At 60.3% G+C, this 14149-nt stretch carries 13 protein-coding genes; 8 read left to right on the forward strand and 5 right to left on the reverse strand.

All coding sequences use genetic code 11. The features are described 5' to 3' along the window. Positions 1-5 precede the first annotated feature (5 nt). Positions 6-878 (forward strand): outer membrane protein OmpK, encoded by an 873-nt coding sequence (locus tag DBR00_RS11260; RefSeq protein WP_108486426.1) that lies wholly within the window; start codon positions 6-8, stop codon positions 876-878. Positions 879-1099: 221 nt separating this feature from the next. Here DBR00_RS11260 and DBR00_RS11265 read toward each other — a convergent pair whose 3' ends face one another. Further along, positions 1100-1921, reverse strand: coding sequence for an ABC transporter substrate-binding protein (locus DBR00_RS11265; protein ID WP_108486427.1), 822 nt, complete (start codon positions 1919-1921; stop codon positions 1100-1102). 52 nt (positions 1922-1973) lie between these two features. After that, positions 1974-2966 (reverse strand): GTP 3',8-cyclase MoaA, encoded by a 993-nt coding sequence (gene moaA, locus DBR00_RS11270; RefSeq protein ID WP_371920650.1) that lies wholly within the window; start codon positions 2964-2966, stop codon positions 1974-1976. Between the two features lie 215 nt (positions 2967-3181). Here moaA and DBR00_RS11275 point away from each other — a divergent pair, with 215 nt between their 5' ends. Next, positions 3182-3826, forward strand: a complete 645-nt coding sequence (locus DBR00_RS11275) for a TetR/AcrR family transcriptional regulator (RefSeq protein WP_108486429.1) — start codon at positions 3182-3184, stop codon at positions 3824-3826. A 170-nt stretch (positions 3827-3996) separates the two neighbouring features. On the opposite strand, the gene DBR00_RS11280 is transcribed toward DBR00_RS11275, so the two are convergent. Then, positions 3997-4437 carry a heme-binding protein gene (locus DBR00_RS11280; protein WP_108486430.1) on the reverse strand — a complete coding sequence of 147 codons (441 nt, stop codon included), beginning with the start codon at positions 4435-4437 and terminating at the stop codon, positions 3997-3999. Positions 4438-4775: 338 nt separating this feature from the next. Between DBR00_RS11280 and gcl the strand changes: the two genes are divergently transcribed. The 6 genes from gcl to DBR00_RS11310 all read left to right on the forward strand — a co-directional run bounded on the left by gcl (position 4776) and on the right by DBR00_RS11310 (position 12316). Next, entirely contained in the window at positions 4776-6551 is a 1776-nt protein-coding gene (gene gcl / locus DBR00_RS11285; RefSeq protein WP_108486431.1) for a glyoxylate carboligase, read from the forward strand. A 62-nt stretch (positions 6552-6613) separates the two neighbouring features. After that, positions 6614-7396: a hydroxypyruvate isomerase gene (gene hyi, locus DBR00_RS11290; RefSeq protein WP_108486432.1), complete on the forward strand. Its 783-nt coding sequence runs from the start codon at positions 6614-6616 to the stop codon at positions 7394-7396. A gap of 17 nt (positions 7397-7413) precedes the next feature. After that, complete coding sequence (locus tag DBR00_RS11295; RefSeq protein ID WP_108486433.1) at positions 7414-8304, forward strand: 2-hydroxy-3-oxopropionate reductase; 891 nt, start codon at positions 7414-7416, stop codon at positions 8302-8304. Positions 8305-8545: 241 nt separating this feature from the next. Continuing rightward, positions 8546-9832 carry a glycerate kinase gene (locus DBR00_RS11300; RefSeq protein WP_108486434.1) on the forward strand — a complete coding sequence of 429 codons (1287 nt, stop codon included), beginning with the start codon at positions 8546-8548 and terminating at the stop codon, positions 9830-9832. Then, positions 9829-11244 carry a pyruvate kinase gene (gene pyk / locus DBR00_RS11305; RefSeq protein WP_108486435.1) on the forward strand — a complete coding sequence of 472 codons (1416 nt, stop codon included), beginning with the start codon at positions 9829-9831 and terminating at the stop codon, positions 11242-11244. The genes DBR00_RS11300 and pyk overlap by 4 nt, the downstream gene beginning before the upstream one ends. Positions 11245-11365: 121 nt before the next feature. Further along, a complete protein-coding gene (locus DBR00_RS11310; protein WP_108486436.1) occupies positions 11366-12316 on the forward strand; it encodes an urea transporter in 951 nt (316 codons plus the stop codon). Positions 12317-12324: 8 nt separating this feature from the next. Here the strand turns inward: DBR00_RS11310 and argR are convergent, their stop codons facing one another. Continuing rightward, positions 12325-13305 (reverse strand): transcriptional regulator ArgR, encoded by a 981-nt coding sequence (gene argR, locus DBR00_RS11315; RefSeq protein ID WP_108486437.1) that lies wholly within the window; start codon positions 13303-13305, stop codon positions 12325-12327. A gap of 67 nt (positions 13306-13372) precedes the next feature. Beyond that, positions 13373-14137: an ABC transporter ATP-binding protein gene (locus DBR00_RS11320; RefSeq protein ID WP_108486438.1), complete on the reverse strand. Its 765-nt coding sequence runs from the start codon at positions 14135-14137 to the stop codon at positions 13373-13375. Positions 14138-14149 lie beyond the last annotated feature (12 nt).

The following is a 14149-nucleotide window of genomic DNA, read 5'->3' on the forward strand; positions in this document are numbered from 1 at the left end:
ACGTGATGAAACTGAAGCACCTGCCCCATTGCATCGCCCTCTCAGCCGGTCTGTTTACCGGCCAGCACGCCTTCGCCGAGGGTGCCTTTCTTTGGCAAGACACTAGCCTCTCCTACCTTTATGGCAGCAACTTCCAGCGCCTGAACAACAACGCCGAAGAGCAGCGTTCGCAAAGCACCTTCACCTTGGAAAACGCCAGCGGCTGGACGTGGGGCGACACGTTCTTCTTCCTCGACTACGTAGACGCTGACAACCGGCAGGCACGTGGAAGCAACTTCGGCAACTTGAGCGTCAAGGAGAAGAGCAGCTTCTACTACATGGAATTCTCGCCACGCGTCAGCCTCAGCTGGCTCACCGGCCAGGATCTGTCCGCAGGCCCGCTGAAGGATGTCTACGCAGCCTTTACCTATGAAAAAGGTAACGGCGGCCCTGGCACCGAGAACTACCTGTACGGCATTGGCACCGCCTGGAACGCTCCAGGCTTCGCCTACCTGAACGCCAACCTGTATGCAGTGAAGGTCAATAACCACATCTTCTTCGATCATGACTTCAAGGCATCGGACAAGGGTAACGGCCACACCTATCAGCTGACAGTGAACGGCGCTTATCCGTTTGCCATTGGTGAACAAGACTTTGTGGTCGACGGCTACATCGACTGGCGCGCCCCATCCAAGGATGCCGGCACCCAGACTTCGGTCGGCTCCTCAATCCAGATCAAGTGGGATGCGGGCAAAGCGCTATTCGGTGAAGGCCGCAAACTGTACGTCGGTACCGAGCTGAACATGTGGCACAACAAATACGGCATCAAACCAATCGACGGTTCCACCCATGGTTTTGATCAAACCGCCGTGCAGGCCTTGGTTAAATACCATTTCTAAGTAGCGGGATGACCATGCGCTTGCTGGGTAAGCGGCAAACGCAAAAAACGGGGATGGCGGCAGTGCCATCCACCGTTTTTTAGCGCGTGGCAAAAGTGAAACAAAAACCTAAAGCCCGAAATGCGAGCATGCTCCATTGCAATTCACGCCGGCACACTGCATCCGAAACACCATTCGCACCAGACCGTGAACCGCACACACATTGGCACTGCCGGACTCGGCTACTGCGATTGAGCCTCCTTGAGTTTTTTCCGCTCCAGGAAGTCTAATTTCCATTGCTCCAGGCCAATATGCTCGGGGTCCAGGTTAGCCTCGACCCGATACTGCTGCTTGAGCGCAGCGATTTCGGCCTGGTACTCGATCAAGAAGCGATCAAAACGTTGCATCAGCTGAGTCTGTTTGATCGTCGAGAGCTTGAAGCTACCCCGGTTGTGCGGCAATGTCGGATCAAAGATCAGTGCCCCTGGCCGTGCCCTGATGTTATCCAGGTAATGAGTGGCCACCACCACGTTGAAATAGGCGCCATCTGTGTCTTTCCTGAGCGCCTGGCGAATCATCTGGCGCAGGTCATCGCTGTAGGTCAGTTCAATCTGCCCGCCATCGATACGCTCCTGATAGCCCCAGGGTGTCCAGCCATTGACCATGGCCAGGCGCTTGACCTGCTCAACCGGCAGCCCCAGACGCTGTGGCGCAACCAGCACGCCATCGACATACTCGACCACGCCCTGGCTGTAGCTCAGTGACTTACCAGTCTTTTGCGCCTGCGCCCAAGTCTCGCTATCCGGATATTTCAGATCCACTTGACCCGCCAACAACGCAGGGAGCAACTGCTCGACCGGCAGCACCTTGTAGCTCAGCTCTATCCCGCTTTTTTGCGCAAACAAATCGAATAAATCGCGCGCAAAGCCCTGGTACTGGCCTTGTGCATCGACACTGTAATGCGGTGCGAAAGCCAATTTCTCGACACCTATCACGTAGCTTTCTGCCTGGACGGCGGTGGAACAGACTACGGCGAGCAAACTGCAGATGTGCAAAAGCTTCACAGCAAACCTCCTGTTAAGTGTGACGTGGGTGGGTAATGGCAAGTGATGCGGTCTAGCCGCCGGTCATGCTCATAAAGCGTACGACTTGAACCTGCTCATCGCTCTGGAAGTGGTGGCGTTCGGGCTTGAGTTGCAGCGCATCGAGCAAGGCCTGGCGCAAGCGTTGACTGTCACCCGGGTGGGCGCGCATCAACCCCTTCAGATCCAAGGCATTTTCATGCCCCAGGCAGAGCACCAGCTTGCCCTCTGCGGTGACGCGAACGCGGTTGCAGTCGCCGCAGAAGTTGTGGCTATGAGGCGAGATAAAACCAACCTGGGTGTCGCTGCCGACCACTTGCCAATAGCGCGACGGCCCGCCAGTCAGCTTGCTGCTGCGCACCAGAGCATGGCGCTGCTCGATGCGCTCACGCACTTCATCGCTCGAGCAGAAGGTCTGCTCGCGCTGATGGCTGGAAATACTGCCCAACGGCATTTCTTCGATAAAACTGATATCCAGGCCCCGCGCCATGGCGAACTCGAGCAGGTCGAGCACTTCGTCATCGTTACGGTCTTTCTGTACCACGGCGTTGAGTTTGATCTTGCGAAAACCCGCAGCACGGGCCACCTCGATACCGTCCAGCACCTGATCGAGTTTGTCGCGCCGAGTAAACGCAGCAAAGCGCTCGCGCTGCAGCGAATCCAGGCTGACATTCAGGCGCTTGACCCCAGCCGCATGCAGTTGCGGCGCCAGCTCGGCCAATTGCGAGCCGTTGGTGGTAATGGCCAGGTCGTCCAGTTCCGGGCGCTGGCCCAGGCGGCTCAGCAGGCTGAGCAGATTCTTGCGTACCAGCGGCTCGCCGCCCGTGATGCGGATACGTTTGACCCCAAGACCAATAAAGGCATCAGCCACGCTATACAGCTCCTCCAAGGTAAGGATCTGTTCACGTGGGGTGAACACCATGTTTTCGCTCATGCAGTAGGTGCAGCGAAAATCACAGCGGTCAGTAACTGACAAGCGCAGGTAGGTGATACGTCGACCGAACGGGTCAACCAGTTGATTGATCACGACGTGTCTCCTGGAGCTCAATGAGCCGAGACTTTTTGTTATGAATACATGGGGCGAGATAAAAACAGAAAAAATAAATTTTGTATACAACAACCTGACCTGCAAGTCAGATAGCCCGCCAGAGCCCAGGCCACAAGCCTTGAGCGCCGCGCAAAGCCGGTGCTACCATCCCGGCGCAGCCCAGCGACGGGCGTTCGACAAAAGCAAAGAGGCTTATGACCAGTATTCGCGAGCGTAACAGAGAGCTGATTTTACGCGCAGCCAGCGAGGAGTTCGCCGACAAGGGCTTTGCTGCCAGTAAAACCAGCGATATCGCCGCCAAGGCTGGGGTACCCAAGCCCAACGTCTACTACTACTTCAAGTCGAAAGAAAACCTCTACCGCGAAGTGCTCGAAAGCATTATCGAGCCGCTGCTGGAAGCCTCCGCGCCATTCAACCAGCCGGGCAAACCGGCCGACGTACTGCGCGCTTATATCCGCTCGAAAATCCGCATCTCCCGCGAGCTGCCGTTTGCCTCCAAGGTATTCGCCAGCGAAATCATGCACGGCGCACCGCACCTGTCTGCCGACCAGACTGCGCAACTGAACGCGCAGGCCAAACACAATATTTCCTGCATCCAGGGCTGGATCGACCAGGGCCTGATGGCCAAGGTTGACCCGCATCACCTGCTGTTCAGCATTTGGGCTGCGACCCAGACCTACGCCGACTTCGATTGGCAGATCTCCACCGTCACCGGCAAAACCAGCCTGGACGAAGCCGACTATGAAGCTGCCGCGCAGACCATCATTCGTCTGGTGATCAAAGGCTGCGAGATCGACGAAGCCCAACCCAGCCCGTCCGAGCAGGTCACCAACGCCTAAGCCTGGTTATCCGCCCTGCCCTTGGTTTAAGGCCGCAATAAATAAAAACGGTGAATGCCGCAAAGCATTCACCGTTTTTTATTGCCTGAAACCACTGTGGGAGGCGCTTTAGCGGCGCGCTTTTATGCGCAGTTGTCGCGGCTGAAGCCCCTCCCACAAGCCGTGCACTGTCAGGCGGCGATACCCGCGTCCGCCTTAAGCCCCACCGACTCAACAGCGCTCACCCCGCACTGCTCATCGATATCCGACGTATCACCGGTGATGCCCACTGCGCCAATCACCTCGCCGCGCTCATCACGAATCAGCACACCACCCGGTGCCGGCACCAGCTGACCGTCTGCCAGGTTGTTTACCGCGCCGATAAACGCTGGGCGCTGCTGCGCGTCGGCAGCGATCAGCCGCGAACCCTTGCCCAGAGCCAACGCCCCCCAGGCCTTGCCGATGGCAATTTGCGGGCGTAGCAGGCTGGCGCCGTCTTCGCGCTGCAGGCTGATCAGATGTCCGCCGGCATCCAGTACGGCCACGGTCAGCGGTGCGGCGGAAATTTCCCGGCCGACCGCCAGGGCGCGATTACTGATGGTGGTGGCGATTTGCAGATTCAACGTACTCATCTTGGGTCTTCCTCAATGCTGATAAATCCAACGAAACACCCAGTGCTGCGCTGCCTGCAGGGCGATTGACAGCAACCGGGCAATCCAAAGCTCGACACCACTATCCCACCAGAAACAAAAAACTCAATAGACGAATACAATAGAAGCATCGATTGTATACATTTATTCAAGATATTTTCCGCACAAAATCAAGCAACCCAGCTAAAACGCTTGTTTTAAAAGATTTTTTACCAGGCAACGCCTCGACGACAAAACGTGTTGACCAGAAGGTCAGGCCATGAATAGAATCCAAGCCAGCTTTTTTGTATACAATCTGATAACAAACGAGGCACAAGAAAATGGCCAAAATGAGAGCAATCGAGGCCGCCGTACTGGTGATGCGCCGCGAAGGCGTTGACACTGCGTTCGGCATCCCCGGCGCCGCCATCAACCCCCTGTACGCTGCACTGAAAAAAGTCGGCGGTATCGACCACGTCCTGGCTCGCCACGTCGAAGGTGCCTCGCACATGGCTGAGGGTTACACCCGCACCCATGCCGGCAATATCGGCGTGTGCATCGGCACCTCCGGCCCTGCAGGTACTGACATGGTGACCGGGCTGTACTCGGCATCGGCCGACTCCATTCCAATTCTGTGCATCACTGGTCAAGCCCCGCGTGCCCGTATGCACAAGGAAGACTTCCAGGCCGTCGACATCACCAGCATCGTCAAACCGGTGACCAAGTGGGCGACTACCGTGATGGAGCCAGGCCAAGTGCCGCGCGCCTTCCAGAGAGCCTTTTATGAAATGCGCAGCGGTCGTCCAGGCCCCGTACTGATCGACTTGCCGTTCGACGTCCAGATGGCCGAGATCGAATTCGATATCGACGCCTACGAGCCACTGCCGTTGGCCAAGCCGGCTGCCAACCGGGTGCAGGCGGAAAAAGCCATCGCCATGCTCAACGACGCCGAGCGCCCGTTGCTGGTTGCCGGTGGCGGTATTTTCAATGCCGACGCCGCCGACAAGCTGGTGGAGTTCGCCGAACTGACCGGCGTGCCGGTAGTACCGACCTTGATGGGTTGGGGCGTGATCCCGGATGACCACAAGCTGATGGTCGGCATGGTCGGTCTGCAGACCTCACACCGTTACGGCAACGCCACCCTGCTGGCTTCCGACCTGGTGTTCGGTATCGGTAACCGCTGGGCCAACCGCCATACCGGTTCGGTTGAGGTCTACACCGAAGGCCGCACGTTCATTCACGTCGACATCGAACCGACGCAGATTGGCCGTGTATTCAACCCGGACCTGGGCATCGTGTCCGATGCAGGCTCGGCGCTGGACGCGTTCCTGGAAGTGGCCCGCGAGTGGAAAGCCGCCGGCAAACTGAAAGATCGCAGCGCCTGGCTGGATAGCTGCCGCGAGCGCAAGCGCACCCTGCAGCGCAAGACCCACTTCGACAACGTGCCGGCCAAGCCGCAGCGCGTCTATGAAGAGATGAACGAAGCGTTCGGCAAGGACACCTGCTACGTCACCACCATCGGTCTGTCGCAAATCGCCGGTGCGCAGTTCCTCCACGTCTACAAGCCGCGTCACTGGATCAACTGTGGCCAGGCCGGCCCGCTGGGTTGGACCATTCCGGCAGCGCTGGGTGTGGTCAAGGCCGACCCGACCCGCAAGGTCGTGGCGTTGTCTGGCGACTATGACTTCCAGTTCATGATCGAAGAACTGGCGGTGGGTGCGCAGTTCAACCTGCCGTACATCCACGTGCTGGTGAACAACTCCTACCTGGGGCTGATCCGTCAGGCGCAACGCGGCTTCGAGATCGACTACTGCGTACAGCTGGCGTTCGAGAACATCAACGCGCCGGAAATCAACGGTTACGGTGTTGACCACGTTGCCGTGGTGGAAGGCCTGGGCTGTAAGGCTATCCGCGTGTTTGACCCGAACGAACTGCAAAACGCCTTTGCCGAAGCCAAGCGCCTGATGGCCGAGCACCGCGTACCGGTGGTGGTGGAAATTATCCTGGAGCGTGTCACCAACATCTCCATGGGTACCGAAATCAACGCCGTCAACGAGTTCGAAGAACTGGCCGAGCGCGGCGTCGACGCCCCGACTGCCATCTCGCTGCTCGACTAAATCGCCTTCTGAACCAGCAGCCCGGATGCTTTATCCGGGCTGCGCAAGACAAGGAGCACACCATGCCCCGTTTTGCCGCCAACCTGTCCATGCTGTTCACCGAAGTGGACTTTCTGGACCGTTTCAACGCTGCCGCCGATGCCGGCTTTAGCGGTGTCGAATACCTGTTTCCCTATGATTGTCCGGCTGAAGTGATCAAGGCACGCCTGGATGCCAACCGTCTGGAGCAGGTGCTGTTCAACCTGCCCGCCGGCGATTGGGCCAAGGGCGAGCGTGGTATCGCCTGCCACCCCGACCGCGTTGAAGAGTTCCGCGCCGGTGTCGATAAGGCCATCGCCTACGCCAAGGTGCTGGGCAACAAACAGATCAACTGCCTGGCCGGTATCCGTCCGCAGGGTCTTGATTGCGCCACCGTCGAGCAGACCTTTGTCGACAACCTCAAGTTTGCCGCTGGCAAGCTCGAAGCCGCGGGCATCAAGCTGGTCATGGAAATGATCAACACCCGCGACATTCCCGGCTTCTACCTGAACACCACGAAGCAGGCGCTGGCCATTCGCGACAAGGTCGATAGCAGCAACCTGTACCTGCAATACGACATCTACCACATGCAAATCATGGAAGGTGACCTGGCGCGTACCGTCGAGGCCAATCTGTCTGTGATCAACCATGTGCAGTTGGCCGACAACCCGGGCCGCAACGAGCCGGGCACGGGCGAGATCAACTACCGCTTCCTCTTCGAGCACCTGGACCGCATCGGCTACCAGGGCTGGATCGGCTGTGAATACAAGCCGGCCACCACCACCGCTGCCGGCCTCGGCTGGATGAAAGCGCATAACGCAATCTGAATCAGAGGATAGTTCTCATGGCAAAAATCGGATTTATCGGCACCGGCATCATGGGCAAGCCTATGGCGCAGAACCTGCAAAAAGCCGGGCACACCCTGTTCTTCTCCGAGCATTTTGAAAAAGCTCCAGCCGACCTGATCGGCGACAACGGCATCGGCCTGGCCAACCCACGTGAAGTGGCGCAGGAAGCCGAATTCATCATCGTCATGGTGCCGGATACCCCGCAGGTTGAAGACGTACTGTTCCGCAAGGACGGCATCGCCGAAGGCGTTGGCGCGGGCAAGGTGGTGATCGACATGAGCTCGATCTCCCCTACTGCCACCAAGGTCTTCGCCGAGAAGATCAAAGCCACTGGCGCTGCCTACCTCGACGCGCCGGTATCCGGCGGTGAAGTCGGTGCCAAGGCGGCCACCCTGTCGATCATGATCGGCGGCTGCCCGAATGCCTTCGAACGCGCGCTGCCGCTGTTCCAGGCCATGGGCAAGAACATCACCCGCGTTGGCGGTAACGGGGACGGTCAGACCGCCAAGGTCGCCAACCAGATCATCGTTGCTTTGAACATCCAGGCTGTGGCTGAAGCCCTGCTGTTCGCCGCCAAGAATGGCGCCGATCCAGCCAAGGTGCGTGAAGCGCTGATGGGCGGTTTCGCCGGTTCGAAGATCCTTGAAGTGCACGGTGAGCGCATGATCAAAGGCACCTTCGACCCAGGCTTCCGCATCAGCCTGCACCAGAAGGACCTCAACCTGGCCTTGGCCGGCGCGCGCGAACTGGGCCTTAACCTGCCCAACACCGCCAACGCCCAGCAAGTGTTCAGCACCTGTGCGGCCATCGGTGGCAGCAACTGGGACCACTCGGCGTTGGTCAAAGGCCTGGAGCATATGGCCAACTTCAACATCCGTGGTGAGTAAGCAGCACCGTAGGATGGGTTGAGCCTGCGATACCCATCGGAGGAACAACACCACGTGATGGGTATCGCTTCGCTCAACCCATCCTACACAACCCTTTCGATCTGCCCGGCAGGCGGTGTCACGGCCTGCCGGCCGGGTGGGTCGATTCCAGTGCGCAGCGTCTTGGCCCAGGGCGCTGCGCACTAGAATCGAACGTGCTCAGCAATAAGAATTTGCTCCGGCCCTATCAAGAGAGATCGCCATGTCCATCGATCCGTCTTTCAATCCAACGTCTCTGCTGCGCGAACTGTTCGCCAGCGCCATCGACGCCGCCCACCCGCGCCAAGTTCTGGCTGACTACCTGCCGGCAGATCGCAGCGGCCGCGTTATCGTGATCGGTGCCGGCAAAGCCGCCGCGGCCATGGCCGAAGTGATTGAGCAGGAATGGCAAGGCGACGTCTCTGGCCTGGTGGTCACCCGTTACGAGCACGGCGCCAACTGCAAAAAAATCGAAGTGGTAGAAGCCGCCCATCCGGTGCCGGACGACGCCGGTGAGCGCGTGGCGCGCCGCGTATTGGAGCTGGTCAGCAACCTGAGCGAGTCCGACCGGGTGATCTTTCTGCTGTCCGGCGGCGGCTCTTCCCTGCTCGCCCTGCCCGCCGAAGGCATCAGCCTGAAAGACAAGCAGGCGGTTAACAAAGCCCTGCTCAAATCCGGCGCCTCGATTGGCGAAATGAACTGCGTGCGCAAGCACCTTTCTGCCATCAAGGGCGGCCGCCTGGCCAAGGCCAGCTGGCCAGCCAGCGTCTACACCTACGCAATTTCCGATGTGCCGGGCGATGAAGCCACGGTGATCGCCTCCGGCCCAACCGTGGCCGACCCGACCACCTCCGCCGAAGCCCTGGCGATCCTCGCGCGCTACAGCATCGATATCCCAGCCAATGTGCGTAGCTGGCTGCAGAACCCGGCCTCGGAAACCGTCAAACCGGGCGATCCGTGCCTGGCGCGCAGCCACTTCCAGCTAATCGCCCGGCCGCAGCAATCCCTCGACGCCGCGGCCGCCAAGGCCCACGCCGCCGGTTTGCCGACGCTGATCCTCGGTGATCTGGAAGGCGAATCGCGGGAAGTCGCCAAGGTGCACGCCGGCATCGCCAAACAGGTGCGCCTGCATGGTCAACCGATCAAAGCGCCCTGCGTGATTCTCTCCGGCGGCGAAACCACGGTGACCGTGCGCGGCAATGGCCGTGGCGGACGCAACGCCGAATTTCTCTTAAGCCTGAGCGACAGTCTCAAAGGCATGCCCGGCATCTATGCACTGGCCGGCGACACCGACGGCATCGACGGTTCGGAAGACAACGCCGGGGCCATTATGACCCCCGACAGCTACGCCCGCGCCGCGGCGCTGGGGCTAAGCAGCCGCGACGAACTGGATAACAACAACGGCTACGGCTACTTCGCCGCCCTCGATCAACTGATCGTCACCGGGCCGACACGTACCAACGTCAACGATTTTCGCGCCATTCTGATCCTTGAGAACTCTGCCCAATGAACGCCAACAAGAAAGTAAAAATCCTCGCCACCCTTGGCCCCGCGATCAAAACCATCGATGACATCCGCCAGCTGGTGGAGGCCGGGGTCAACCTGTTCCGCCTCAACTTCAGCCACGGCGAACACGCCGACCACGCCCAGCGCTTCGACTGGGTGCGTGAAGTCGAGCAGCAGCTGAACACCCCAATCGGCATCCTCATGGACCTGCAAGGGCCGAAGCTGCGCGTCGGCCGTTTTGCCGAGGGCAAGGTCAACCTGCAACGCGGCCAGACCCTGCGCCTGGACCTCGACAGCACCCCGGGTGACGTCAATCGGGTCAACCTGCCCCACCCGGAAATCATCGAAGCGCTGCAGCCGGGCATGAGTCTGTTGCTCGACGATGGCCGCCTGCGCCTGCAAGTCACCGCCAAGCACAGCGATGCGGTAATCACCGAGGTGATCGCCGGTGGCGAGCTGTCCGACCGCAAGGGCGTCAACGTGCCGGAAGCCGTGCTGCAACTGAGCCCGCTGACCGAGAAAGACCGCCGCGACCTGAGCTTCGGCCTGGAGCTGGGCGTGGACTGGGTGGCGCTGTCGTTTGTGCAGCGCCCGGAAGACATTGTCGAAGCCCGTCAGCTGATCGGTGATCGCGCCTTCCTGATGGCCAAGATCGAGAAGCCGTCTGCGGTGATTCACCTCGAAGCGATCACCCAGCTGTGCGACGCAATCATGGTCGCCCGTGGCGACCTGGGCGTGGAAGTGCCGGCCGAGAACGTGCCGCGCATCCAGCGCGACATCATCCGCACCTGCCGCCAGCTCGGTAAGCCGGTGGTGGTGGCCACGCAGATGCTCGAGTCCATGCGCTTCTCCCCTGCACCGACTCGCGCCGAAGTTACCGACGTGGCCAACGCCGTGGCCGAAGGCGCCGATGCAGTCATGCTCTCGGCGGAAACCGCCTCCGGCGACTACCCGCTGGAAGCCGTGCAGATGATGAGTAAGATCATCCGCCAGGTGGAAAACGGCCCGGACTTCCAGGCCCAACTCGACGTCAGCCGCCCGCAGGCCGAAGCCACTGCCTCGGATGCAATCAGCTGCGCGATCCGCCGCATCAGCAGCATCCTGCCGGTGGCCGTGCTGGTGAACTACACCGAGTCGGGCAACTCCAGCCTGCGCGCTTCACGCGAGCGGCCGAAAGCGCCGATCCTCAGCCTGACGCCGAGCCTGGAAACCGCGCGACGCCTGAGCGTGGCGTGGGGTGTGTATTCGGTGGTCAATGCACGCCTGAGCAAGGTCGAGGAAGTCACCCGCACGGCCCTGGAAACCGCCCGCAGCGCAGGCCTGGCCAACACCGGCGACACCGTGGTGATCACTGCTGGCGAGCCGTTCGGTCAACCGGGCAGCACCAACAGCCTGCGGATTGAAATCCTGCATTAAACAGCTACAGGTTCGTAGGGTCCCACGCTGGCTTTGCCAGTTTTGCAGGCACTCACTGTTCCCGCGGCGAGTGCCTCTTTTTATTACCAGCCCCGGTGATTGTTTATTCAGGTTCGTCTGTATGTCGCCATTACCGCTCACCACCCACGCCTTGCAGGGGTTTCGCACCCTGCTCAACGGTTTTAGCCAGATCTTTCTGCAAGCCCATCCCGGCTGCGGCTTGCTGGTGCTCCTGGCGATTGCGATCGGCGCACCACAGCTACTCGGCGGCGCCCTGCTCGGTGGTCTCAGCAGCACCCTGACGGCGCAGCGTCGCGGTTATACCAAAGCCGACATCGAACTCGGTTTGTACGGCTACAACGGGGTTCTGCTGGGCATGCTGATCAGCCTGCAGTTTGCCTGGTCAGCGCTGTTGCCGCTGCTGATCATCGTCAGCGCCGGAGCCTCAAGCCTGCTGCTGAGCGCCTGGATGCGGCGCATGCGCGAACGACAGTGGCTGCCTGCATTCACCTTCCCTTTTGTCGGCCTGAGCTGGCTGCTGCTGTGGCTGGCACCTGTTCTGCAGCTTGATCTGACACACGCCGTAGCAAGTAATGCACAACCACTGGACTGGTGGGCCAGCCTGATCGCCATGGCGCGCGGCTTGGGCCAGGTGATTTTCCTCGATCATCCACTGGCCGGCGTCGGCCTGTTACTTGGCCTGCTTCTGGCGGATCGACGCGCCGCCTGCTGGGCACTGCTCGGCTCAATGGGCGGACTGGCGCTGGCGTTGTACCTGGGGTTGCCACAGCACAGCGCCCTCACCGGCCTGTACGGCTATAACACCGCCCTGGCAGCCATCGCGCTCAGCCAGGTGCATCGCCGCCCTTGGCTGCCAGCCCTTGGTATCGCCCTGGCGCTGGTGTTGCAACCGGGATTCAGCGCCCTCGGCCTACCGGCGCTGACCATGCCGTTTATCCTCACCTGCTGGTTGGTCAGCGCCACCCAACGCCTGTTACGCAAAGCGGCGGCCGACTGCTCGCCGCTACCACCAACCGGCAAGGACAGGATTCATCGAAACAGAATGCCCTGAAAGGAGACTCAGCCGCGCTCGATGGGCGTCGACGTCAGCTCGAATGGGCTGTTGCTGCGCCGTTGGTTGCGGTCTTCACGTGGGGTGGCGCCAAAAAAATTGCGATAGGCGCTAGAGAAGTGCGGGCCGGAGGAGAAGCCGCAGGAAAGGCCGATCTGAATGATCGATTTGCTGGTTTGCATCAGCAATTGGCGCGCTTTATTCAGGCGCAGTTCCAGGTAGTACTGGCTGGGTACGCGGTTGAGGTATTGCTTGAAGATGCGCTCCAGCTGACGGCGCGAAACACATACGTGTTGGGCAATTTCGTCGGTGGTCAGCGGCTCTTCGATATTGGCTTCCATCAGCAGCACGGCCTGAGTCAGCTTGGGGTGGCTGGAGCCCAGACGATTCTGCAGCGGAATGCGCTGACGCTCACCGCCCTCACGGATACGCTCGACCACCAACTCTTCGGATACCGCACCGGCCAATTCGGCGCCGTGATCACGGGCCAGCAAGGCCAGTAACAGGTCGAGCACGGCCAGGCCGCCACAGGCGGTCAGGCGATCACGGTCCCAATCGAACAGATGGCTGGTGGCGATCACTTTAGGGAAGCGCTCGCTGAAATCATCCTGCCAGCGCCAGTGCACCGAAGCGCGGTAGCCATCGAGCAAGCCCAGCTGCGCCAGCGGGTAGACCCCGGCGGCAATCGCACCGATCACGCAACCGCCGCGCACCAGTTGCTTGAGCGCGCCGGAGAGTGCCGCCGGCATCGGCCCTGGCGGCTCGTCGGCGAGCAGAAAGAGCTTCTGGCAGCCTTCCAGCTTACCCACCCAGGATTCCCCTGGAAGCCGCCATGCACCTTCGAGCGGTGCCTCAGCCTGCAGAAACACCAGCTCATAGACCACCTCGGGGTGGACGCGCTGGGCAACGCGCAGCGCTTCTTCTGCCAAGGCCAGGGTCAGGGGCTTGGTGTTGGGCCAAAGCAGGAAGCCAATTCGGTGGGCATTCATGGGGGGCAGTTTAGGCTCTGTTGGCGATTATGGGCATAACGTGGGTGCGTGCGGATGTTGCCGCGGGTTATTTGAGACTGCCAGAGAGGAACTGCTGCAGACGTTCGGATTGCGGATTGACCAGCACTTCTTTCGGGCAACCCCGCTCTTCCACCACACCTTTGTGGAGGAACACCAACTGATTGGAGACTTCACGGGCAAAGCCCATTTCGTGGGTCACCACCACCATGGTGCGGCCTTCCTGCGCCAGGTCCTGCATGACTTTCAGCACTTCACCGACCAGCTCAGGGTCCAGCGCCGAGGTCGGCTCGTCGAACAGCATCACCTCAGGCTCCATGGCCAGGGCGCGAGCAATCGCTACACGCTGCTGCTCGCCGCCGCTCATGTGCGCCGGGTAGGCATCTTTACGATGGGCCACGCCAACCTTGTTCAGGTAGTGCTCGGCCTTTTCCAGGGCTTCCTTCTTGCTCATGCCGAGCACGTGCACCGGGGCTTCCATGACGTTTTCCAGGGCGCTCATGTGCGACCACAGGTTGAAGTGCTGGAACACCATGGACAGGCGCGAGCGCATGCGCTGCAACTGTTTGGGATCGGCCGCTTTCAGACCACCCTCCTTGTTGGCCACCAGTTTCAGCTCTTCATTGTTGAGCAGAATCTTGCCACCGTACGGTTGTTCCAGCAGGTTGATACACCGCAGGAAGGTACTCTTGCCCGAGCCGCTGGAGCCGATGATGCTGATCACATCGCCGGCTTTGGCCGCCAGAGACACGCCTTTCAATACTTCGTGGCTGCCGTAGCGCTTGTGCAGATCCTGAACTTCAAGTTTGTACATGGTTTCCACTCT

This window comes from Pseudomonas sp. HMWF032 (genome assembly GCF_003060885.1).
GTDB lineage: Bacteria > Pseudomonadota > Gammaproteobacteria > Pseudomonadales > Pseudomonadaceae > Aquipseudomonas.

Coding starts and splice junctions, on each gene's coding strand:
- DBR00_RS11260 (WP_108486426.1), top strand. CDS start 6: ATGAAACTGAAGCACCTGCCCCATTGCATCGCCCTCTCAGCCGGTCTG.
- DBR00_RS11275 (WP_108486429.1), top strand. CDS start 3,182: ATGACCAGTATTCGCGAGCGTAACAGAGAGCTGATTTTACGCGCAGCC.
- DBR00_RS11280 (WP_108486430.1), bottom strand. CDS start 4,437: ATGAGTACGTTGAATCTGCAAATCGCCACCACCATCAGTAATCGCGCC.
- gcl (WP_108486431.1), top strand. CDS start 4,776: ATGGCCAAAATGAGAGCAATCGAGGCCGCCGTACTGGTGATGCGCCGC.
- hyi (WP_108486432.1), top strand. CDS start 6,614: ATGCCCCGTTTTGCCGCCAACCTGTCCATGCTGTTCACCGAAGTGGAC.
- DBR00_RS11295 (WP_108486433.1), top strand. CDS start 7,414: ATGGCAAAAATCGGATTTATCGGCACCGGCATCATGGGCAAGCCTATG.
- DBR00_RS11300 (WP_108486434.1), top strand. CDS start 8,546: ATGTCCATCGATCCGTCTTTCAATCCAACGTCTCTGCTGCGCGAACTG.
- pyk (WP_108486435.1), top strand. CDS start 9,829: ATGAACGCCAACAAGAAAGTAAAAATCCTCGCCACCCTTGGCCCCGCG.
- DBR00_RS11310 (WP_108486436.1), top strand. CDS start 11,366: ATGTCGCCATTACCGCTCACCACCCACGCCTTGCAGGGGTTTCGCACC.
- argR (WP_108486437.1), bottom strand. CDS start 13,305: ATGAATGCCCACCGAATTGGCTTCCTGCTTTGGCCCAACACCAAGCCC.
- DBR00_RS11320 (WP_108486438.1), bottom strand. CDS start 14,137: ATGTACAAACTTGAAGTTCAGGATCTGCACAAGCGCTACGGCAGCCAC.